Below are 22,094 nucleotides of genomic sequence, written 5' to 3'. Positions count from 1 at the left end.
CGGGTTCTTCTGGCAGGGTAAGACCATGAGCAATGAACAGATCTTCGACGGGCCATTGGCTCGTGCGGCCCGCGCCCTGGTTCGCGTCTCCGCAAAGGATGTGGCATCAATGGCGAATGTGAAGAAGTCCGAACTCAAGAACTTCGAAAAGGGACTCGAGGACCTCACCGAGCAGCAGGAGCATCGTGTCCACGAAGCGCTCGAGGAGTTCGGAGCCTGGTTCGTCCGCGATGAGTCGCACGGCGGCTACGGTGTGCGCCTGAAGTTCAACCGAGCCAAGGTCCGCGCCATCGAGCGCTGGGAGGACGAAGGCGGACGAGCCGCCGACGACGACGTCTGAGATCACCTGCGAACACGGCAACGGCCTCGACCATGTGATGTACATGGTCGAGGCCGTTTTTCGTCCGTGAGCTGACCCGGCGGATCCTCGCGATCAGGTGCCGGACGTCGGCGCTGGTCAGCCCTGGGCGATGAGCTCCAGGTTGTCGACGACACGGTTGGAGAAGCCCCATTCGTTGTCGTACCAGGCGACGACCTTGACCATCTTGCCCTCGACGCGAGTCAGCGCGGAGTCGAAGATCGAGGACGCGGCCTGGCCGACGATGTCGCTGGAGACGATTGGTTCGGTCTCGTACTCGAGGATGCCCTTGAGCTCTCCGTCGGCAGCCGTGCGGTAGGCCTCAAGCACCTCGTCGCGGGTGACCTCACGGGACACGATGGTGTTGATCTCGACGATGGAGCCGACCGGCACGGGCACGCGCAAGGCATCGCCGCTGAGCTTGCCGTCGAGCTGCGGAAGCACCAGGCCGATAGCCTTGGCAGCCCCTGTCGATGTCGGGATGATGTTCTCCGCTGCGGCTCGGGCACGACGAGGATCCTTGTGCGGTCCGTCCTGGACCATCTGGTCGCCGGTATAGGCGTGGACCGTGGTCATGAAGCCCTGTTCGATACCGGCCAGGTCGTCGAGGACCTTGGCCAGCGGCGCCAGAGCATTCGTGGTGCATGAGGCGTTGGAGATGATGGTGTGTTCGGGCTTGTAGGCCTCGGTGTTCACGCCGTAGGCCAGTGTGACGTCAGCACCCTTGGACGGCGCGCTGACGAGGACCTTCTTCGCACCGGCAGTGACGTGTGCCCCTGCTTTGTCGGCCTTGGTGAAGCGTCCCGTGGATTCGAGGACGACGTCGACGTCCATTTCACCCCAGGGGAGGTTTTCGGGATGCTTCTCAGCCAGGATCTTGATCGGCTTTCCGTCGATGATGATCTCATCATCGGAGATCTCGACGGGGTATGCGAAGCGACCGAGGGTGGTGTCGAACTTGAGCAGTCGGGCCAGATCCTCGATGGGGCCGAGGTCATTGATGGCGACGACCTCGAGATCACTACCGCGTTCGATCAGAGCGCGCAGGGTGCTGCGTCCGATGCGACCGAAACCGTTAATGGCGATGCGAGTCAAAGTCACTCCTTGTCAGAGGTTCTGCTTGTGGGTACATCTCCATAGTCTCGTGTTCGGGCAGCAGGCAACAGTGGCCAGAGAGACATTCTACGCAAGATTCTCGCCAGACGTATTGCCAGATGCCGTAAGTATCTGGCCACACCGAAATCAACCAGCCGTTCGGACACCGATCAGTCGCGTCCGGCAACACCCGATTCGCCGGGACGCCAATCGCCTTCAGCGCGGATGGCGGCGGTGATCCGTCGGCTGCTGTCATGCAGCTGACGGGCCTGAGTGCGAGTCAGCGATTCGAAGACGAGCCTGCGCACAAGACCGACATGCCCGGGTGCTGCCGCCCGCACCGCCGCCTGCCCCTCGTCGGTCAGGGTCGCAATCGTAATGCGCCCATCGCTTGGGTCCAGAGCTCGACGCACCCACAGTTTCCGCTCAAGCCTGGCGACTGCGCGTGACAGGCGTGAGAGCGTGCTGTTGGCGTAGCCGGCGAGCTCACTCATGCGAAGCGAGCGCTCTTCAGCCTCCGAGAGGGCGAAGAGGATCCCGAATTCGAAGTGGCTGATCCCCGAATCGCTCTGCAGCTGCGCATCGAGCGCCGCGGGGAGCCATTCCAGAAGCGTCGCCACTGCCGACCATGTCTCGAGCTCATCTGGATTGAAGGCCTCGGCGGATTCGTCATCGCTCATGGCCGCCAGCCTAGCATTTCACTTGTCCAGGAAAGTGAATGGCCCTAGGATTGGCTTACTCAGGAAAGTAACTTCTGCTGGAGACGGCGGCTCGAAAGGACACATGCACCATGGATACAGAGCTCACAGGCAAGAGAGTGTTCATCAGCGGTTCCACCCAGGGCATCGGATTCGCGACAGCCGCCGGCTTGGCCGCAGAGGGAGCCTCCGTGGTGATCAATGGTCGCGATGATCAACGCGTGTCTGAAGCGCTTGAGAAGCTTCGCTCCTTGGTGCCCGGCAGCGATGTCTCGGGGATCGCCGCCGACTTCGCTGACCCTGGCCAGGTTGAGGTACTCCTCGAGGCACTCGGTTCCGTTGATGTGCTGGTCAACAATCTGGGGCTCTTCGAGGTGGCGTCGTTTGCGGAGATCCCGGATGCAGAGTGGCTGCGGTACTTCGAGGTCAACGTGATGAGCGGAGTCCGCCTGTCTCGTCATCTTCTTGATCCGATGCTCAAGCAGGGGTGGGGACGGATCATCTTCATCGGCACCGAATCCGCCGTCGACGTGCCCAGCGACATGATTCACTACGGCGCGACCAAGGCGGCTGCGCTCGCACTGAGCAACGGTCTTGCGAAACTCACCCCGGGCACCGACGTCACCGTCAACACCGTGCTGGGCGGTCCGACGTATTCCACCGGTGTGGCGGACACAGTCGAGCAGATCGCCTCCGCGCAGTCGATTTCACCCGCAACGCTGAAGTCCTCGCTCGTGCGTGACTCCTCGCTCATCCAACGTTTCATCGAACCAGACGAGGTAGCGAATCTCGTCATCTACCTTGCAAGTGCGAAGTCCTCGGCGACCAATGGTGCTGCACTTCGTGCCGATGGCGGGGTTCTGCCCACCACCGTGTGAGCCGGCGGCGTGTGAGCCGGCGGCGTGTGAGCCGGCGGCGTGTGAGCCGGCGGCGTGTGAGCCATCACTGTGTAAGCCGTCACCGCGTGAGCCACCACCGAGTGAGCAATCACCGGCGCACGTGGTGTCCGTGCCGGATCCTGCCTGGAATCAGCCGGAGAAGGTGTGCCGGTATTCGTTGGGAGAGGTCGAGAGGATGCGCTGGAAATGCATCCGCAGGTTCGCTCCGGTACCGAGCCCCACCTGGTCAGCGATCTGCTCGATCCCCAGGTCGCTGTTCTCCAGGAGCTCTCTGGCCAGGTCCACGCGTGCCCTGAGCACCCACTGCATCGGTGTGTAGCCGGTGTCATCGACGAAGCGTCGTGAGAATGTGCGTACCGAGACTCCAGCGTTGGCCGCCAGGTCCGTCAGCGTCAGTGATTCGCCGAGGTGCTGCAGTGCCCATTCCCTCGTGTCGGCGAAGACCTCACCCAAAGGGTCGGGGACGCTGCGTGGAACGTACTGGGCCTGCCCCGCGCTGCGGTAGGCGGCCGCGACCAGTCGGCGCGCGACCTGGTTGGACAGTCCCACGCCGTGGTCGCGGCGGATGAGGTGGAGACAGAGATCGATCGCCGAGGCTGCTCCCGCCGAGGTCAGCAGCGACCCCTCATCGATGAACAGGACGTTTTCGTCGACGTTGATCGAGGGATAGCGTCGGGCCAGTTCCTTCGCCGTCGACCAATGGGTCGTGGCTCGCCGTCCGGCGAGCAGACCGGTGCGCGCGAGGACGAATGTGCCGGTCGAGATCGCGGCGATCCGGGCACCGCGCTCGAAGGCGGAGAGCAGGGCTCCGACGACGGCCGCCGCTGGTTCGTCGTCGACGACCGAGGCAGCTCCGGGGATGACGATCGTATCTGCCGACTCCAGTGCCTCGAGTCCGACATCGACACTGTAGGAGAGCCCATCGGCCCCGGCGACCAGCCCGGGAACGGACCCGCAGACCTCGACCGTGTAGGGCCAGGTTCCGCCAGGGAGGATGCCGCTCGGGTGGACAACATCGCGAGGGCTGACCGCATTGGATCCACGCCCGAAGACCTGGACCGGGACCCCGAGATCGATGGCAGACACCCCGCCCAGAGCCAGCACGAGAATTCGGTGCGGCTGCGAACGGGGTGTTCTGCGCAGAGGAGTTCGGGAGTCGTCAGTCATAATTGCCCTTCAGTCTAGGCACTCAACCCGCTCAGACCAGCACTGCGACAGATCAGCACTGGGTCCGAACCTCCGCAGACCGACCGAGACCCCCTGTCCGACCAGGGAGCCCCGATCAGTAGTGGTCCGACTCAGTGGTCGTGGGCTCCGGTGAGCTTGAAGCCGAGTCGACCGTGGGCGAATGCGCCACCGGCCCGGATCGCCGAGGCGGTCCATGCGGTCTCTGCCAGCTCGGTCTCGCTGGCGCCGGCCTTGACCGCGGCGTTCGAGTGCGCATCGATGCAGTAGGCGCACTGGGTCGTCAGTCCGACGGCATAGGCGATGAGCTCACGGTACTTCAGCGGAATCTCGCGCCCATCCTCGGCGAAGACGGCATTGTTGAAATCGCCGAAGGCCTTGAGGATGTCCGGAGTGGTCTCCTTATAGGCCTTGTCGTACTTTCCGTCGCCTTCGCGATCGAAGAAATCAGTCATGATGCGCTACCTCCTGGGATCGAAATCGTTCCGAACTGCCACGCTACTGCCCGGGACTCGGGATTGCATCAGTTTTCGTCACACAGTGACGGAGGCCAGCATCAGCGACGGCATCAATGGCGTCGGTGATCCTCACGCACGCACGCGCGATCGTCAGTAGATGCCGGGTTGAGCCGGGAAGGGGCGAGGAGCAATGCTCGGTGCTGCACCGGCAGGCACGGCAACGTTCGGAATGACGGTGCCGGATGCCGCAGCACTCGGAGCGACCGGGCTCGGAGCAACCGCGCGGGGGGCGGCTGGGCCCGAAGCGGCCGGGCTAGGAGCGGCCAGGCTCGAAGCGGCGGGGCTGGGGACAGCTGAACTCGAAGCAGCGGGAACAGTCGCGGCAGAGTCCGGCGCGTCGGCAGCCGATCCGCCTCCGACGGGCGCTGCGCTGCGGACAACAGCCGCCGGCTTTGCTGTGGACGCCGCCGGGGGAACAGTTCCGGGTTCGGGCTTCGGGGGAACCGCCTCGGCGATGGCCTCGAACATGGCCAGGGTGCCGTGCTGGTGCGCCAGGCTGACCGGCTGCGGATCACTGGAGAGCTTGACGCCCACGGTCTGGGTCGCGCGGTCGATGTAGAGCATCTGGCCGTGGATGCCGATGCCGATGACCACGTCGCGGCTTGCCGAGGGCACCCAGAACTGGCTGCGGTACATGCCGCCGGGGTAGGACCGTCCCGACGGGGAATCGGCGAAGACCTGGGCGGAGTCGGCGCCTCCGGTGAAGATGTCGTCGACCCATTTGCCCGACAGGACACGCTCACCTTCGGCGGTCGTGCCTCCGCGAGCGATCATCTCACCGAACCGGGTCAGGTCGCGCAGAGTGGTGCTGATGGCGCCGTCGGCGATGGACCCGCCCCACCTGTCCTGGCAGACCTGCGCCGCGTGGGCGGCACCGATCTTCGACCACACGTATTCGCTGGCGATGACCGAGAACGGCTGACCGATAACCGATTCGCAGATCCAGGCCAGGACGTCGGTCTCGCAGCTGCGGTAGACGAACGGTCCCCCGTGTTCGCGCTCGCTGGTCAGACCCATGAGGAAGTTCTTGATCCCGTTCGCCGAGGTGGCTGTCCGTGGCGCGAAATCGACCGCTTCGAACAGGGCACGGATCTCGGACCCCTTCTTCAGGTACTCCTCCGAGAACTTGATGCCCGATCGCATGTCGAGGAGGTCGCGGATCGTTGCCCCGGCGTAGCCGCTCTTGGCCAGCGCAGGCACGCGCGTGATCACCAGGTCCTCCGGCGAGAGGTGGCCGGCGTCGGTGAGCGCACCGATGACGGAGGAGACGACGGATTTGGAGATCGAGAACAGCATGTGCTGGCGGGCCGGCTTCATCGGCCAGGCATATTCTTCTGCCAGAGCGACACCGTCGCGGGAGACCAGCCAGGCATCGGTGAAGGTGTTGACCAGCACGTCGCCGACTGTCGACCAGTTCTCGTCCGCGCCGGACCATTTCTCGCGGTCGATGGTCAGGGGGCGGAAATCGTTCTCTTCGGTCACAAGCTCTCGGACCGGGCCGATCCCACGCGGAATGCCGCCGGTCGGGAAGATCTCCTCCATGCGGGTCAGTGCGAAGGCGAAATACTTCGGCCACTTCCAGGAGTCAAGATCGATGCGCTCAAGGATCGCCTCGGAGGGATCGACGATGGCATCTTCGCTCGCCGAGGTGAGGTCGCCTGCACGTGGCAGCGGCGGTGCTTCCACTGGGAGTTCGGCTGAGTCGGCTGGGTCCACTGGGGATTCTGCTGAGTCGGCTGGACTAGTGGCGTCGCCGGTCTGCTCACCTTGTGGTCTGATGCCCTTGGTGTTTCCCGACAGTGCGCCGAAGCGGCGGATACGTGGTTCGTCGACGGAGCCGGGCAGGGTCTTGTCACCATCTGCCATAGTTCGCCTCCACCGGTCGTGATCTGCAAGGTCTGCCGATCTGCATGGAAGAGCCTACCTGCAGGAGGAGAACCAGCACAGTTGAGTTCAGGATGGAAGGCACAAACCGAGCCGCATCTCAGGCGATGACAGGCTTATCACCAGGTGCGTCATTGAAGTTGATTACTAATCAGTTATTCAACTTACAGTCTGGCCAGCTCGGTGAGTTCTGTGCTGATCGCACTCTGGTCACGTCGACACACGGGTGTCGTGTCGAGACTCCGGTGCACACGGGTATGCTTCGACGCTCCATGAGTGTTTCGGCCGGCATTCAGAGTTCATAGCGAGACGCCGAGCGAGGTCCGAGCCTATTCTATGGCCCTCCCGGCGCCCGGCCTCTACTCTGAGTACGAACGAACATTCTCAATGAGGAGAATTCGAGACCCCTCCCCTGTCGTCAGGAATCGACCACTGACCACATCGTCGTCGACTCTTCGTCCGCCACAAGTGCAACACGCTTCCCGGAGCTCAGCCGCGCATACTCACTTGCGCGGAAGTCGTCGACGAGCTTGCCCGTTGCTGATTCGTAGAAACTCGTCTTCTTGTTGTCGGTGACAATGACGAGGCCGAGTTCCGGCAGAACTCCTTGACCGCCCCAGGGCATATCGCTCCCAGCGTCGCCCGCCTCCCAGACGGTCTTTCCCGTCGCCGCGTTCAATGCCATGATGCCCGATTCGATCCCCGGCACGATCAGAAGTGTTCCGTCTTCGGTGTCGACCGGAGAGAATTGAGGTGTCCCGTATGCGCCGATCGATTCCAACGCCATTTCGGGGGCATCCGCGTACCACCCCTGCAGAGATCCATCCGAGCCTTGGTATTTGACCGCCGAGGCGAACAGCTGGGGTTGGACACATGCGGGCTCACCGTTCGGGCTGAAGGCCAGATCTGTAGCGCAGACCGCGTCGAAGGTGTCTTTCATGGTCAGATCCTCTGGTTCGCCCATGCTGTCAAGAGTTGGCGAATCGGAGTCAGGAAGTCCGCTGGGAAGTGTCAGCTGTGCAGCTCTCGTCACCATTGAGCTGTACGGATTGTCCGGGTCTTCCGAACCATAGACGTAGAGCAGTGACTTCGGATCGGAGGTCGGGTACACGTCGAAGTGGTCGACTCCGGTGTCGTCGATGGAGCGCGCCGAGGTGATGGGGACTGTCGTATGTCGTCCAGTGTCCAGCGCGACCCGGGTGATCACCGATTCGTCTCCGTCCTGCCAGGACACGATGCCGTACTGACGATCCGGTGACACATGGATCGGGGTGCCTCCGAAGGTCTTCCCCTCAGGTCCCGTCGACAGAGATGGCCATGCCTCTTCGCCTGTTGCGGGGTCGAGAGCAAAGACAAATGCGTTTCCGTCCTCCGAGGTCGGCTCACAGCCACCTTCTTCGAGCATTCCTTCGTACGCGAGGATGATCAGGTCACCGTCGCCGAGGATGGGGCTGGTTCCCGTCGTCTGTGAGCTGAATCCCTTGGCCGGGTGACAGGCGTTCGCCACGTCGGGGATTTCAAATGACCACGCTTCGCTACCATCGGCCCAGGAATAGGCGACCACTTCACCCGAATAGTCGTCGATGATCACATTCTCTCCTGCGGAGTATGCCTGGGCTCCTCCACTCGGATCGTCATTGATCTGGGCATCGATGCTCCACAGCTCGTCACCTGCAGAGTCGATCGCACGCAGCTTTTCCGCAGACCAGTCAGAGACCAGTGCGTGGCCCGCTCCGTCGTCGACGATCAGGGTTGCGTGGTAGTCGAGGTCGATCGGATCAGCGAGGGTGGGAGTTGTCTCCGGTGACGGTGTCGCAGCCTCCTGCGAAGGCGCAGACGTGCACCCACTGAGAACCAGCAGCGCCGTCGCCACTGCGAAGGCTGATGTCCACTTCATCGGTCGTTTTTCCAGGTCATGTCTTGATCTTATGTCTCGGCGCACGGTTCCTGGCACGAGACTCGTGTGATCCCCACCTCGATACAACGCCGCCGTGTCGAAACTCCTGTGCATGCATAGGGGCGGCGGCGCTCCATGTGTGTTTCGGTGAGCGCTCACCGCTGTCACTCAGAGGAACGCGAATCCGATCAGTCCTGCAGCAATGACGGCCGCCCATGCCGGCAGTTTCCATTTCACCTGGGCGATGAAGACTCCCACGGCCAGGGCCAGAGTGGCAGGCGAGGTGATGCCCTGGGTGAATACCGGGTCATAGAGAGCGGCTGCGAGTATGCCCACCACGGCCGCGTTCACTCCCAGCAGCGCACGTCGCACAGTCTGTGCGCGACGCAGTCGCTCCCAGAAGGGCAGGGCCGCGATGACCAGAAGCGCAGCCGGCAGGAAGATTGCAAGCAAAGCTATACCGGCGCCGATCAGACCGGTCGGGCCCGATGTTGTGGAAGCCCCGAGGAACGCGGCGAAGGTGAAGAGTGGCCCGGGCACCGCCTGTGCGGCGCCGTACCCGGCGAGGAAGGAATCGTGGCCCACAAGACCGGTCGCGACGGTCTCCGTCTCAAGCAGCGGAAGCACGACATGCCCCCCACCAAAGACGAGCGCGCCGGCACGGTAGAACACGTCGATCAGGCGCAGACTCGGATCACTGGTCGCTACAGTCAGAATCGGCAGTGCCATCAACAGCAGGAGGAAGGTCGTCAGCGCAATGACGCCGACTTTCCGGGAGGTGCGCACCCCGAAGTCTGGTCGCGCACCGTCCCTGTCGGACTGCTCATCCGCGTCCGGGCTCTTCGACGCGCTGTCTTGAGCAGCTTTGTCTCGAGCAGCTTCGTCTTGCGCCGCTTCTCGGCGCAGCCAGACGAGTCCGACGACACCGCCCACGACGATCGCCGCCACCTGTACGAGTGGGCTCGGGATGAGCAGGATGATGATCATCGCCGCCCCAGCGATGGTGGCGCGTTTGGCATCCGGGGTGAGATTCTTCGCCATTCCGAGCACCGCCTGAGCGACCACGGCGACCGCTGCGGCCTTCAGCCCATACAGCCACCCCATGTCCGCGCCATCGCTGAGAGTGGCGATACCGAACGCGAAGACGACCAACACGATGGCCGAGGGCATGGTGAAGGCGAACCACGCCGCCAACAGCCCGCCGATGCCCGCCCTCTGCAGACCGATCGCCATGCCCACCTGGCTGGAGGCAGGGCCGGGTAGGAACTGGCACAGCGCCACCAGATCCGCGTACGCCCCGTCATTCAGCCATTTCCGACGCCCGACGAAGGTTTCCCGGAAGAACCCGAGATGCGCGACCGGGCCGCCGAACGAGGTCACGCCGAGACGCAGGAACGCCCAGAACACCTCCATGATCGTGCCGGGATGCCTGCGTCCGGCCCGCACATCCGCCATCGTTTCGCTCATTCTCACCATTCTGGTGCCTACGACTCATCCGAACCGCCATTACGGCAGAGAACGTCGATGAACTTCAGGACAATTCTCACTCAATCCGGGATGCGCCAGGCCGGGATACGCCGGGCCGGGATGCACCGGCCCTTGCCTACACGAGCCCGCGGTCCTCGGCGACGCGGATGGCGCGGGAACGGGAGTCGACGCCGAGTTTCGTGAACACGTTGACCAGATGGCTCTTCACCGTCGCCTCGGTGACGAAGAGCTCCTGCGCGATCTGCGCGTTCGAGGCCCCCGTGGCGAGCAGTTTCACCACATCGCGTTCGCGTCGGGTCAGCTTCGGGCCCGGGTTGCGCATCGCGGCGACGACCTTCGAGGAGATCTCGGGCGGCAGATACGTTTCCCCACGGGAGGCCTTCTCGATTGCGGTCGAGATGTCCTCGGGGTTGATGTCTTTGAGCAGGTAGCCGGCTGCGCCGGCGTTGAGCGCGGCGACGATCTCCGCATCGTTGTCGAAGGTCGTGAGGATGAGGACCGCGGGTTTCGTCGGCCTCGCGTTCAGCCGCTTCGTCACCTCGATGCCGTCGATGCCCGCGCCCAGACGCAGGTCGCACAGCACCACGTCGGGCGTGAGCTCATCGACGGCGGCCAGTGCTTCCTCACCGCTGCCGGCCTCGCCGATGACTTCGATGTGGTCGGGGGCGTCGATGACGGACCGCAGGCCCGCCCGCACCACGGGGTGGTCGTCGACGAGGATCACTCGAATCGTCATGCGCTGTCTCCTTGTGTGCGTTGTCCTTCCACGTCCCCATCTTCGCCGAGGTGGTTCTGCCGGGAAGTCAGGGTCGGATTGTTGGGCAGGGTGGCTGAAATCGCGAAGCCTGAACCCGGCGTCGTCTCGATGACGAGCTCACCTCCCAGTTCCCGCATCCGCGAACCGATGAAGTCGAGGCCGAACCCGGACTCCGATTCGCGCTGCCGGGAGTCGGGATCGGCCATGCCGACGCCGTCGTCGACGATGTCCATGCGGATCGAACCGTCGAGGTCCATGAGGCTGACCATGACCCGCGAGGCCCGGGAGTGCTGTCTGACGTTGGCGAGCGCGGACTGCGCGGTCCGCAGCAGTGCGACCTCCACCTCGGCGGGCAGAGACGGCAGGGTCTCGTCGACCTCGACACGACCGGTGATGGAGGTGTCGTCCTCCAGGCGGGTGAGCAGACGGCGGATGGCCGCGGTCAGGGCTCCGTCCTCGAGCTCGGCCGGGGCGAGCGCCACGATGATCCGGCGCACGTCTCGTGAGCTCTGCGCGGCGAGGTCCTCGACTTGGCGCAGGACCTGACTCGCGTGTTTATCGGTGGTCCTGTCCACCTCGGCGTGGGCGATGAGACGGATCGAGGAGATCTCCTGCGCGATCGTGTCGTGAATGTCGCGGGAGACACGGGTGCGTTCCTGGATCTCGCCGGCGTGGCGTTGGGTCAGGGCCAGTTCGTCCTGGAGGTCGAGGAGGTTCTGGTGGGCCTGCTCCAGGGACTGCAGCAGCTCCTCGCGTCTGCGTCCCTCGCGCAGGAGTTCGATGTAGCCACGCGAGAGTCCGAGGGCGAAGATCGCGCCGATGAGTGATCCGATGATGCTGGCGGTGCCGACCGCACCGTAATGGGCCAGGGGCGCCACGACCGTCGCGATGTAGGTCAGCGCGGTGAAGACCACGGCGATGCGCAGCGAGAACAAGTGGCCGGCGAGCAGCCAGAGGACGAAGGCGATCCAGATGAATTCGGCGGAGACCAGGAGGGTGCACAGCCAGGCGACGGCCAGGACCAGCAACCACCATTTGGCTAGAACGATCGCTCCGCTGCGGGCTGCCCGGACCGCGCCGAGGCCGTACCAGGCGAGGAAGACGATGCTCACGGCTATTGCGGCCAGGGGTGACGCTCCCCGATCGATGGCGCGGATGCACGAGATCACGGTGAGGGCCAGGGCCATCGCGTGCTGGCCGATCTCCATGGTTCTCACTGTCCACCCGCGTGTGCCCACGGTGTCACCTTCCTGCAACTCGTTCCTCGCGCTTGTCGTCATTCCTGCCAACTCAATCACATCTGCGGCGACCGCGTGCGCTTTTCGACGGCGGGTGCCGTCGGTCGGGGTGCTATCAACCGTGGGCGTCCGACCGGTGTGCTGTCGGCCGAGCGCTGTCTGCCGGTGTGCTGTCAGCCGGGGCGCACAGATGGGCTCGGTCACCGCGGTGTCTCGATGGCCGAGCCCCACCGCGTCACTTACACCTGGGCTGTTCTGCCGTCAGCGAGGTGTGCGGTCAGTGCCTGCCGTGGCCGGCCGAGGCGGTGGCCTCGTTCCGGTCGGATTCGACGAGGAGATGAGTTCCCTCGCTGCGAGTGCTCTCGGACTGAGCCTCGCCGGACTGAGCCTCGCCAGATTGTTCGCCACTCGCCCCGGCCGCGGCAGCATCCGCATCGGCAAATGTGTGCTCCGAGCGTGTGATCGCCTTGCTGGGCCACCACATCTTGTTGCCGACCAGACTGATGATGGCCGGAACGATGACCGTGCGCACAAGCACCGTGTCGACGAGCACGCCGACTCCGACGATGAGGCCCAGCTGGCCCAGCACCATCAGCGGCAGCATGCCCAAGGCCGCGAACACTCCGGCCAGGACGATGCCGGCGCTGGTGATCACGCCGCCGGTGTGGCTGACGGCTTCGATCATGCCCTGGCGAGCGCCGTGGACGACGGATTCCTTCTTCGCGCGGTGGGACAGGAAGATCGAATAGTCGATGCCCAGCGCTACGAGGAACAGGAACGCGAGGATCGGCACCTGTGCGTCGATGGCGTCCTGGCCGAAGACCAATCGGCTGAGGAATGCGCCGAGGCCGATCGCGGCGGCCGAGGATGCCACGTTGACCACGAGCAGGGTCGCTGCGACGAAAGGTGCACGCAGGATGCCGAGCAGGATGATGAAGCTGATGGCCAGGATCAGGGGTGCGATGGTGAGGAAGTCCTGGGCGTTGCCGTCGCGGGCGTCGAGTTCGGTCGCCGCTGCGCCGCCGACCTGTGCGTTCGCACCGTCGATCGCATGGACGTCGGAGCGGATGTCTTCGACCAGGTCGAGGCCTTCTGGGCTGTCCGGCTCGTACTCGCCGGTGACCATGACCTTCGAGATCGAGGCTCCGCCGGTGCTCGTTTCGTCGATGACGTTGGCGCGCACGACCCCGTCGATGTCAGCCACGGAGTCCCTGACTTCCTCCGCATGGTCCGAGTCGGTGACGACCCAGATGGGCTGTGATTCGCCGGGAGGGAAGTGGTCGGCTAGGACGTCGAGTCCCTGTGCCGATTCGGACTGCACGCGGAACTTCTCGGACTGGTCCAGTCCCACCGAGGTGCCGATGAGTCCGGTGGCCATGACACCGAGAATGATGATTCCGGCGCCGAGGTGGATGCCCGGCTTCTTGACCACGCGAGTCGCGATGGTCCTCCAGATGGAGGGTTTCGCTGCGGCAACCTCGGCGCGCTCCTGAACCTTGGGCACGAAGGGCCAGAACACGCCCTTACCGCAGATCGCCAGCACAGGCGGCAGTGCGAAGAGCACGGCTGCTGCGGCGATGATGAGTCCGATTGCGGCGGTGATGCCCAGTCCGCGGGTTCCCGGGATCACGGCGAAGACGAGGCTGAGCAGGGACAGGACGACCGTCAGGTTCGAGGCGAGGATCGTCGATGCTGTGTGGGTCCAGGCGGAGCCCAGCGCGAGGCGGTGATCGGGCTCGCGGCCCAGCTCCTCCCGGTAGCGGGAGATGAACAGGAGCGCGTAGTTGGCTCCGGCGCCGAAGACCAGGACGCTGATGATGCCCGCGTCGAACTGCAGGTCCAGGGCATCACCGACGGCTGCGGTCACTGTGGACGCGAGGCCGTCGGCGGTGCCGATGACGATGAGGGGCAGCAGCCACAGGATCGGTGAACGGTAGGTGATGATGAGCAGCAGGGCGACGATGACGATGGTCACGATGAGGAGTGTGAAGTCCGCGCCGCTGAATGCCGAGGCGATGTCGGCGCCGATTGCGGGACCGCCGGTGACCAGGAGGGACATTCCGGAGTCTGCGAGCTGGCCGGCCTGGGAGTCATCGGCGATGAAGTCGCGGAGCCCGTCGACGGTTTCGGCGGTGTCGGAGTTGGTCAGCCCGACCTCGATGGGGACCATGAGCAGTGCGGCCTTGCCGTCCTCGCTCATGATCGGGCCGCTGGCCTGGGAGTCGCCGTCGGCGGCAGAGGAATCTGAGGCTTCAGTCGAGTCAGCGCTCGAATCACTGGACTGGGCGGAGTCGATGTAGTCGCTGATCGAACCGCTCAGCTTCCCCAACTCTGTCTGGTCGGTCTCGCTGAGAACCGAACCGTCATCGTAGGAGGCCACGACCATGACCGACTGTGTGTCGGCGTCGGGGAATTTCTGCAGGAGTTCGGCGGTCTGGGTGGATTCGGAATCGGCCGGAGCGGATTCGGTGGCCCGGTCCTCGCCTGCCCCGGACAGGAGTCCGAAGAGGAGCGAGACGAGGACGACGACCCCGCCGAGGACGAACCACGAACCGCGCTTCGACACGAGCGTGTGTGCGCTTTTCGTCAGTGTTGTGTTCATGTCTCAAGCTCATCAATTTTCTGAGCTGGAAACATCGCCTAGGAGTTCAGACTCAACCTGCAACTTTCGATGGAGTCATGCCCGCGTCAGACGATCCTGGCTCCTGCCGCGTCCATCTCGGCCAGCGCCACCGTCGACGAGTCGGTGCCGACACCGGCGATGAGGTCCTGCAGAACACGGACGGACCAGCCGCCCTTCAGGGCGTCGAGGACCGTGGCGCACACGCAATGGTCGGTGGCGATCCCGACGACGTCCACCTCGGCGACGGTGAGGTTTCTCAGCAGATCGCCGAGGCGGTCCCCCGCTTCCGTCGTCCCCTGGAAGGCCGAGTAGTCGGGTGTGCCCCGTCCCTTGCGCACGTGGTGGGTGATCGCGTCGGTGCTCAGCAGAGGATCGTACTCGGCGCCCTCGGTGTCCGCGACGCAGTGGACGGGCCAGGTGTCGACGAAGTCGGGAGTCTGGCTGAAGTGGCCGCCGTTGTCGCTGTCGGCATCGTGCCAGTCGCGGGAGGCGATGATCGCGTCATAGTCGCCGGCGTGGGCGTCAAGGTGACGGGTGACCTCGGTGGCCACGGTGTCACCACCGTCCACGCCGAGCGCGCCGCCCTCGGTGAAGTCGTTCTGGATGTCCACGATGAGAAGTGCCTTCGCCATACCTCGAGCATAGGCGCTTTCGCCCAGTTTTCCAGAGGTCGCGACGGGGATTCAGACCTGCGACTGAGCGCAGCTTCGCTCTCAGCCGGTCGGTTTGCCCTCGAACCAATAGAACTGCGAGAAGTGATGGTCCTTCTTCAGCTTCAGCTCCTGCTTGATCACCGAACGGAACTGCTTGATGAGTCCGCGCTCACCGGCGGCCCACACATAGAGGCCGTCCGGACCCGGCCCGAGAGTGCGCAGATGGTCGGCGAGCGCATGACCGAGCTGCCCATCGCTGCGAATCCAGTCCCACCGGGCGTTCGGGTGGTCGGTTCGCGGCAGGTTCTGAACGGTATCGGCGTCGTGGTCGTCTTCGATGACCAGCGTCACCGCCACCTCGGCGGGGATGGCCTGCAGCCACGAGTTCATCGCCGGAAGCGCCGTGAGGTCTCCCGCGAGGAGGATGTGGTTCGTGTCCGTGGGCAGGTCGATGCGGGCAGGGGTGAGCGCTCGACCCGGGTCACCTCAACCTCGTGGTTGGTGATCCGCATCAGACGCATCACGCCACGCTGCCAATTGACCATATGCGCCTTCCCCCACTCGTTGATGCTCGGCCAAGCCGATACTCACTGAGCTTAGCCTAAGCTAACAGGAAGATTCGTCGCGGTGGCTGACGGTCGTCGTTGCCGACCATCACGACAACGTCGAGTGACGATCATCGCGGAAACGGCGAGTGACGCCTTCAGGCTCAGCTCTGCTTGAGGGCCTTCCTCTCGGCCTGCTTTGCGGCTTTCGCAGCGGCCTTCTGGGCCGCCTTCTTGGCTGCCTGCTTGGTCGTTTGAGCGCCTGCGACGAGGAGGAGTCCACCCAATGCCGCGGCGTTCTTCGAGAACTGGGTCTTGTGGGCGGCCGCATCCTCACCCTCCATCTCCCAGAAGGAGTGGCCGGCCAGTGTCGTCGGCACGAGTGATACGGCGAGGGCGAGCGCGGAGGTCCGAGGTTTGATGCCCAGCGCCATCGTGGTTCCGGCCAGCAGCTGAAGTCCACCGTTGGCGCGGACCAGGAGTTCATCGTCTTCGGGCAGGACCGGCACATATTCGCGGATCGCGGCGAGAGTCGGAGCAGCAGCGGCGACGCGGCCGCCGGGGCTGGTCAGTGCCGAATACCCTCCGGTGATGAAGATCGGTGCCGTGAGTACGCGCCCTGCTGTCTGCAGCAACGATGTTCCTAGTGCCATGGAGCTCTCCTTCAGGTTTGGGGTTTTGAGCCTAGCCGATGGCCGGCGTCAGCCTCAACGCGCTGAGTCTTCAGGAGGCACTGGTGCGGTTGGCTCGGGCCCCACATCAACCGCGCCACGACCTGCCGGATCACCCTGACCGGCGACGACCCGCTGCCGTTTGAAACCCAGTTCGGGCTGCTTGCGAAACTGGCCGGTGGCGATGAGCACGGCGATGACGATAGCGGACACGATCCACCCACTCACTCCCAGGAATGAGGCCAAGGCCATGTCCGGGGCCTGCGCGGAACCATCGATGAACAGCCCGAGCAGCATTCCCGCCGAACCATTGAGGGCAGCATGCGCGGCGACGGCCGGCCAGACCGAACCGGTGCGCAGTCGCAACCAGCCGAATAGGATCCCCAGCATGATGCATCCGCCGACCATGAAGGCGAGGCCTGTGATGTCCGGGCGACCGAAATTGTATCCGAGCAGGATCAGCGGTGCGTGCCACAGACCCCAGATCACTCCGACGATAAGCAGTGCCGGCCAGGTGCCGAGGGGACGCAGGCTCGTCAGCAGCCATCCGCGCCAGCCGACTTCCTCACCGAAGGCCACCGTCACGTTGAACAGCGACCCCAGCGCCATGATCACCAGATAGCCGATCACAGCCACGGCCACCGGGATCTCTTCCAGTCCGGGCAGCTGTGCCAACTGCGCCTTGAAACCTGAGAGACCAAGCAGATCGACCTGCATCCACCCGAATGCAGCGGCGAGCAGGTAGGCCGCGGCGACCAGCACGAACACGCCAAAGAAGGCGAGCGCGGTCATCCCCAGGACCCGACCGAAGGGACGCAGCGGCCACATGCCGAGGTATCTGAGAATGCTGGCCCGAGGTTCACCGGCACGGCGGCGCTGGACGATCATCGCCACGACCACAGCGACCAGCGGGGTGAACATCATCGCCGCCCCCGAGATCTGCACCAGCAGTGCATTGCCCATGCCCTCACCGCTCAACCACAACGGCAGGCACACGAGCCAGGCCAGGATCACCGCGACCGCAACGAAGACCGCGAACTCGAGCCACGGCACCTTGGCCGGCACGATCGCCAGCGGTCGGCCCGTTGCGTCGACGTCCGGGCCATCGTGGCTCGGGATGCTTGCGGGCACGCCTCCATCCCCCGTCGCGGCCGAGGAGGCTGCCCGTTCCGCGCCATCGATGGCGTTGTCGTTGTGATCTGTTCCCGTACTCACGGCTCTCCCCCGATCCTGCACCGATGCCTCAGCTCTGCGCCGACGCTTCAGCCCTTCACTGACTCTCACAGTCCAACCTACGTTGCCGAACCGATGCGCACCTCCGCCGGCTGGATGAAATCGGTCTCGTTCGCATGGCCGAGCAGTCCGATCTGTCCGCGCCCTCCGGCCCGCGACCACCTCGGCGAGGGGCTGACCTTCCACCACTGCACATAAAAATACATATCCATGCATAACAATTCGACATGAGTCGGCCAGGCCGCTAAGGTGGTGGACATGTCGAAAGTACTGTCTTCGCTCCCTGTCGGTGAGCACGTTGGAATCGCCTTCTCCGGCGGACTGGATACCTCCTGCGCGGTCGCGTGGATGCGTCACAAGGGTGCCATCCCCTGCACCTACACTGCCGATATCGGCCAGTACGATGAGCCCGACCTCGATTCCGTAACCGAGCGCGCCAAGGAATACGGTGCGGAAATCTCCCGCTTCGTCGATGCCAAGCGCCTGCTCGTCGAAGAGGGCTTCGTCGCTCTGCAGTGCGGGGCCTTCAACGTCCGCTCCGGCGGCAAGACCTACTTCAACACGACTCCCCTGGGCCGCGCGGTCACCGGCACGATGCTGGTGCGGGCCATGAAGGAAGACGGCGTCGACATCTGGGGCGATGGATCGACATACAAGGGCAACGACATCGAGCGCTTCTATCGCTACGGCCTCATGGCCAACCCGAAGTTGCGCATCTACAAGCCCTGGCTCGATGCGGACTTCGTCGACGAGCTCGGCGGTCGCCAGGAGATGAGCGAATGGCTCGTCGAGCACGGCTACCCCTACCGCGACTCCGCCGAGAAGGCCTACTCCACCGACGCCAACATCTGGGGCGCGACCCACGAGGCCAAGACGCTGGAATTCCTCGATGCCGGGCTCGACATCGTCGAACCGATCATGGGTGTTGCTGCCTGGCGCGATGACGTCGAGGTCAAGTCCGAAGAGGTCACCGTCGGCTTCGAGGCCGGTCGCCCCGTGTCGATCAACGGTGAGAAGTTCGACGATCCCGTTGCCCTGGTCTTCAAGGCCAACGAGGTCGGCGGCCGCCACGGACTCGGCGTCTCCGACCAGATCGAGAACCGCATCATCGAGGCCAAGTCGCGCGGCATCTATGAGGCTCCCGGCATGGCGCTGCTCCACATCACCTACGAGCGCCTGCTCAATGCCATCCACAACGAAGACACCATCGCGCTCTACCACGAAGAGGGCCGTCGCCTGGGTCGCCGCATGTACGAGGGTCGCTGGCTCGACCCCCAGTCGCTGATGCTGCGCGAATCGATGCAGCGCTGGGTCGCCTCGGCGATCACCGGCGAAGTGACGCTGCGCCTGCGCCGTGGTGACGACTACACGATCGTCAACACCACCGGCCCCAACCTCAGCTACCACCCGGAGAAGCTGTCGATGGAGCGAGTCGGCGACGCCGCCTTCGGCCCCGAGGACCGCATCGGCCAGCTGACCATGCGCAACCTCGACATCGCCGATTCGCGTGCCCGCCTCGAGCAGTACGCGGCCATGGGCATCGTCTCGGGCCCGACCTCGGAGCTCGTCGGCTCGCTTGAGGCCGGTGGCGCCGAGGAGATCGCGAACTCCACCGTCGACGTCGATGAAGCCGGCGACCGCGCAGGCCTGTCTGCCGCTTTCGACGCCGGCACCGACTGAACAGGACCTGCACAGCCGGCAACGGCTCAGTGGTCCTCGAAGCCCACGCACACAGTCACTTCACTGAGTGCGTGGGCTTTTCCGTGCTCGGGCGGCCGTCACTTGGTGCTTCCTTCATCGACACCTCCCCTTCGGTGCAGAAAGTGCAGAATAGTCGGTCAGTCCTGGTCGATCTGAGCGCTTGGATCGACCACCATTTAACGACCGTTGAGCCGCCTCCGGCGCGAAGTGGGATGATCGTGCCATGACATCAGCGGCGTCCGAAGCGCATTCCCTCGCCGAGGTGATCGATTGCGAGCTTCGCGCCCGTGGCAGCTCCGCACGCGCTTCCAAAGAGCGGGCGTACCTCAAGAGCGAGCTCGTCCACTCTGGCGTTGGCGTGCCGGCGACTCGCGCAGTGGTGCGCGAGGCGTTGCGAGGAGTGGAGTTGGACCACGACACGGTGATTGCTCTCGCCGAGGTGCTTTGGAACTCCGCAAGCGATGCGGACGGCATGGGCGGAGTGACCAGCGGGGCTCCGGTCTACGAACTCCGCAGTGCGGCGACGATGGTGCTCATCCAAACGAAGGACCGCCTCGGCGCCGGTGACAGTGACTTCTTCGAACGACTGTTGCGTCAGGCACGCACCTGGGCACTCGTCGATCCCCTGGCCTGCGATGTCATCGGCCCTCTGAGCGAACATGACGAGGGCTTCGGTCCTGTGCTCGAGCGCTGGGCGGTCGACGAAGATTTCTGGATCCGACGCTCGGCGCTGCTGGCTCACCTTCGACCTCTGCGGGAAGGCCGAGGAGACTTCGCTCGGTTCGCGCGCTTCGCTGATGAAATGCTCGATGAGAAGGAGTTCTTTATCCGAAAGGCAATCGGGTGGGTGTTGCGCGACGCCGCTCGCAAACGGCCGGAGCTGGTCTTCGACTGGATGCTGCCGCGCGCCCATCGAGCCTCAGGCGTGACGATGCGTGAATTGGTGAAGCATCTGTCACCGGAGCAGCGGAATGAGCTGCTTGCCGCTAAAGAGAGTTCGCGAACTCGAGCAGGATCTGGTTGAAAACTTCGGGCTGTTCGATGTTCGCCGCGTGGCCGTCATTGGGGATGACCACCGACGATCCGATCGGAGCCAGCCCCGCGGATGCAGCCGCATGCGTTGACGACCAGTGCTCGCTCTCGGCTCCGGCGACGAAGAGCACGGGTACGGCGGTTTCTTCGATCACGGGACGCCAGTCGGCTTTCGCGTGGTCGTTCAGAAGCGCGAGCTCACCGCGGCTGAGCTTATGGTCTACTCCCCTCATCGCCTTGAGCAGGCGCAGCATGCGTTTGCCTCGTTTCCAGACGGGTGTGCCATGTCCGGTGGGAGGAATGCCCTCGGCGAAGTAGGTGTCCACGTTGGATGCGTCGTAGCCGTAGTATCCGTGGGGCCAGTCAGCGGTGTTGAGCATCTTCGGCGTCTGGTCGACGACGGCGATTCCGGCGGTGCGCTCGGTTCCGAACTGAGAGAGATAGGACCAGATGGTGTTGCCGCCCATCGAACCGCCCACGAGCAGGACATCGGTGAGATCCAGAGACTCCAGCACTCGCGCAACGTCCTGACCTCGACGTTCCATGGTCACACCGGACTTGGGGTGGTCGGCGCTGCCATGGCCGCGCAGATTGACAGAGAGCACGTGGCAGCCCGCCTGCGCCAACGGTTCGACCTGATAGCGCCAGCTGGTCGCCGGTGCCTTGAACCCGGCCAGCAGCATCACGGAGCGCCCGGAGGAATCTCCGGTCTGCGTGCACTCGAGACGAATGCCGTCATCGGCGATGATTGCGGCCATGGCTCAATCCTACCGTCCGGGGCCCTCGAGCACCCCGGGCTTTCCGCGTCGTAGGGACTAGCGGCATAGACGTTCCGCGACGCAGGAGTTCATGATCGAAAAAGCCCCTCACCAGCTGTTCGTGCTGGTGAGGGGCTTTCATATTGTGCGCCACGAGGGATTCGAACCCCCAACCTTCTGATCCGTAGTCAGATGCTCTATCCGTTGAGCTAGTGGCGCATGTCGCTCGGACTCACGCCCTGCAACTCGATCAACTATACACACCGAATTCACTCAAGCTCAAATTCGGCCCGAGTGCCCTTCGCCACATTTGCGACTTCGACCGGGCGGGGCTGCGTCCGTCGGAACGGCATTCCGCAACCCCTCCAAGCGGCAGTCAGCAGACTACCGCTGTGCGGTTTCTGCCTGCGCCGAATTCTTCCACCGACGGGCGGCGATGAAGGACCGGACGCCCATGACGACGTAGACGATGAGCAGCACGAAGGTGATGATGCTGGTGATCACAGCGGCGGGACGTTCGGCTTCTCCGGCGATCAGCGCGCCGACCTGCATGACATTCATCGCGGTGCCGAAGATGCCCAGGATGGCGACGACGAGAGCGATATGGATTCCAAGCTTCTGATTCTTCAGGCCGATGAGCCCGCAGATCAGAATGACGGCGCCCAGAATGGCCGGGATGAGCGCAGTCCAGCTGGCAAAGGCAGTGGCGACATAGGCGATGACACCGACGGCGATGAGGACGATACCGAGTCCGATGGTGGTGCGGGGCATGATGCTCCTTAACTTCTCAGATGAGGTCGAAGATGCTCCGGTCAGAAGATTCTGGATACAGAGCATGGTCGAGGTCGTCTGCGAAGACGA

At 64.1% G+C, this 22,094-nt stretch carries 21 protein-coding genes and 1 tRNA gene; 4 read left to right on the top strand and 18 right to left on the bottom strand.

The genetic code is table 11. The features are described from left to right. Positions 1–25 precede the first annotated feature (25 nt). Positions 26–340 (top strand): transcriptional regulator, encoded by a 315-nt coding sequence (locus BLT92_RS12350; RefSeq protein ID WP_092105983.1) that lies wholly within the window; start codon positions 26–28, stop codon positions 338–340. Positions 341–457: 117 nt separating this feature from the next. Here BLT92_RS12350 and gap read toward each other — a convergent pair whose 3' ends face one another. Both gap and BLT92_RS12340 read right to left on the bottom strand, forming a co-directional pair. After that, positions 458–1,453: a type I glyceraldehyde-3-phosphate dehydrogenase gene (gap, locus tag BLT92_RS12345; protein WP_092105982.1), complete on the bottom strand. Its 996-nt coding sequence runs from the start codon at positions 1,451–1,453 to the stop codon at positions 458–460. Positions 1,454–1,623: 170 nt separating this feature from the next. Further along, the gene (locus BLT92_RS12340; RefSeq protein WP_092105981.1) at positions 1,624–2,133 is read right to left on the bottom strand and encodes a MarR family winged helix-turn-helix transcriptional regulator; all 510 of its coding nucleotides are present in this window, start codon (positions 2,131–2,133) and stop codon (positions 1,624–1,626) included. Positions 2,134–2,243: 110 nt separating this feature from the next. Here BLT92_RS12340 and BLT92_RS12335 point away from each other — a divergent pair, with 110 nt between their 5' ends. Beyond that, entirely contained in the window at positions 2,244–3,029 is a 786-nt protein-coding gene (locus tag BLT92_RS12335) for an SDR family NAD(P)-dependent oxidoreductase (RefSeq protein ID WP_092105980.1), read from the top strand. A gap of 150 nt (positions 3,030–3,179) precedes the next feature. Here BLT92_RS12335 and BLT92_RS12330 read toward each other — a convergent pair whose 3' ends face one another. The 13 genes from BLT92_RS12330 to BLT92_RS20475 form a co-directional block, all read right to left on the bottom strand. Further along, on the bottom strand, positions 3,180–4,217 hold the full coding sequence (locus BLT92_RS12330; RefSeq protein ID WP_092105979.1) for a GlxA family transcriptional regulator: 1,038 nt from the start codon (positions 4,215–4,217) through the stop codon (positions 3,180–3,182). Between the two features lie 131 nt (positions 4,218–4,348). Further along, a complete protein-coding gene (locus BLT92_RS12325; protein WP_092105978.1) occupies positions 4,349–4,690 on the bottom strand; it encodes a carboxymuconolactone decarboxylase family protein in 342 nt (113 codons plus the stop codon). A gap of 153 nt (positions 4,691–4,843) precedes the next feature. Beyond that, positions 4,844–6,619 (bottom strand): serine hydrolase domain-containing protein, encoded by a 1,776-nt coding sequence (locus BLT92_RS12320; protein WP_092105977.1) that lies wholly within the window; start codon positions 6,617–6,619, stop codon positions 4,844–4,846. 436 nt (positions 6,620–7,055) lie between these two features. Further along, positions 7,056–8,534 (bottom strand): outer membrane protein assembly factor BamB family protein, encoded by a 1,479-nt coding sequence (locus BLT92_RS12315; RefSeq protein WP_092105976.1) that lies wholly within the window; start codon positions 8,532–8,534, stop codon positions 7,056–7,058. 168 nt (positions 8,535–8,702) lie between these two features. Beyond that, positions 8,703–10,001 carry a chromate efflux transporter gene (chrA, locus tag BLT92_RS12310; RefSeq protein ID WP_092105975.1) on the bottom strand — a complete coding sequence of 433 codons (1,299 nt, stop codon included), beginning with the start codon at positions 9,999–10,001 and terminating at the stop codon, positions 8,703–8,705. A 136-nt stretch (positions 10,002–10,137) separates the two neighbouring features. After that, complete coding sequence (locus BLT92_RS12305; protein WP_092105974.1) at positions 10,138–10,758, bottom strand: response regulator; 621 nt, start codon at positions 10,756–10,758, stop codon at positions 10,138–10,140. Further along, positions 10,755–12,059, bottom strand: coding sequence for a sensor histidine kinase (locus tag BLT92_RS12300; RefSeq protein ID WP_231938798.1), 1,305 nt, complete (start codon positions 12,057–12,059; stop codon positions 10,755–10,757). Before BLT92_RS12300 ends, BLT92_RS12305 begins: the two co-directional genes overlap by 4 nt. 235 nt (positions 12,060–12,294) lie before the next feature. Beyond that, a complete protein-coding gene (locus tag BLT92_RS12295; RefSeq protein WP_092105973.1) occupies positions 12,295–14,619 on the bottom strand; it encodes an MMPL family transporter in 2,325 nt (774 codons plus the stop codon). Positions 14,620–14,705: 86 nt separating this feature from the next. After that, positions 14,706–15,272 carry an isochorismatase family protein gene (locus BLT92_RS12290; protein WP_092105972.1) on the bottom strand — a complete coding sequence of 189 codons (567 nt, stop codon included), beginning with the start codon at positions 15,270–15,272 and terminating at the stop codon, positions 14,706–14,708. A gap of 81 nt (positions 15,273–15,353) precedes the next feature. Continuing rightward, positions 15,354–15,719: a siderophore-interacting protein gene (locus tag BLT92_RS12285; RefSeq protein WP_269457394.1), complete on the bottom strand. Its 366-nt coding sequence runs from the start codon at positions 15,717–15,719 to the stop codon at positions 15,354–15,356. Between the two features lie 283 nt (positions 15,720–16,002). After that, on the bottom strand, positions 16,003–16,491 hold the full coding sequence (locus tag BLT92_RS12280; protein ID WP_092105970.1) for a DoxX family protein: 489 nt from the start codon (positions 16,489–16,491) through the stop codon (positions 16,003–16,005). 54 nt (positions 16,492–16,545) lie between these two features. Next, positions 16,546–17,724, bottom strand: coding sequence for a CPBP family intramembrane glutamic endopeptidase (locus BLT92_RS12275; RefSeq protein WP_092105969.1), 1,179 nt, complete (start codon positions 17,722–17,724; stop codon positions 16,546–16,548). A gap of 77 nt (positions 17,725–17,801) precedes the next feature. Continuing rightward, positions 17,802–17,954: a hypothetical protein gene (locus tag BLT92_RS20475; RefSeq protein WP_157691437.1), complete on the bottom strand. Its 153-nt coding sequence runs from the start codon at positions 17,952–17,954 to the stop codon at positions 17,802–17,804. A gap of 46 nt (positions 17,955–18,000) precedes the next feature. Here BLT92_RS20475 and argG point away from each other — a divergent pair, with 46 nt between their 5' ends. Continuing rightward, positions 18,001–19,422 (top strand): argininosuccinate synthase, encoded by a 1,422-nt coding sequence (argG, locus tag BLT92_RS12270; RefSeq protein ID WP_092105968.1) that lies wholly within the window; start codon positions 18,001–18,003, stop codon positions 19,420–19,422. Positions 19,423–19,666: 244 nt separating this feature from the next. After that, the gene (locus tag BLT92_RS12265; RefSeq protein ID WP_092105967.1) at positions 19,667–20,467 is read left to right on the top strand and encodes a DNA alkylation repair protein; all 801 of its coding nucleotides are present in this window, start codon (positions 19,667–19,669) and stop codon (positions 20,465–20,467) included. Here BLT92_RS12265 and BLT92_RS12260 read toward each other — a convergent pair. From BLT92_RS12260 to BLT92_RS12250, 3 genes are all read right to left on the bottom strand, one after another. After that, positions 20,430–21,233 carry an alpha/beta fold hydrolase gene (locus BLT92_RS12260; protein WP_092105966.1) on the bottom strand — a complete coding sequence of 268 codons (804 nt, stop codon included), beginning with the start codon at positions 21,231–21,233 and terminating at the stop codon, positions 20,430–20,432. The genes BLT92_RS12265 and BLT92_RS12260 overlap by 38 nt on opposite strands. A 146-nt stretch (positions 21,234–21,379) precedes the next feature. After that, positions 21,380–21,452: transfer RNA gene (locus BLT92_RS12255), tRNA-Arg, on the bottom strand. A 165-nt stretch (positions 21,453–21,617) separates the two neighbouring features. Beyond that, positions 21,618–22,004: a hypothetical protein gene (locus BLT92_RS12250; protein WP_092105965.1), complete on the bottom strand. Its 387-nt coding sequence runs from the start codon at positions 22,002–22,004 to the stop codon at positions 21,618–21,620. Between the last annotated feature and the right edge of the window lie 90 nt (positions 22,005–22,094).

Origin of the sequence: Brevibacterium picturae, assembly GCF_900105045.1 — a bacterium.
Taxonomy (GTDB): Bacteria; Actinomycetota; Actinomycetes; order Actinomycetales; family Brevibacteriaceae; genus Brevibacterium; species Brevibacterium picturae.
The sequence above is the reverse complement of the archived record's forward strand: the minus strand, read 5'-3'. Positions and strand labels throughout refer to the sequence as shown.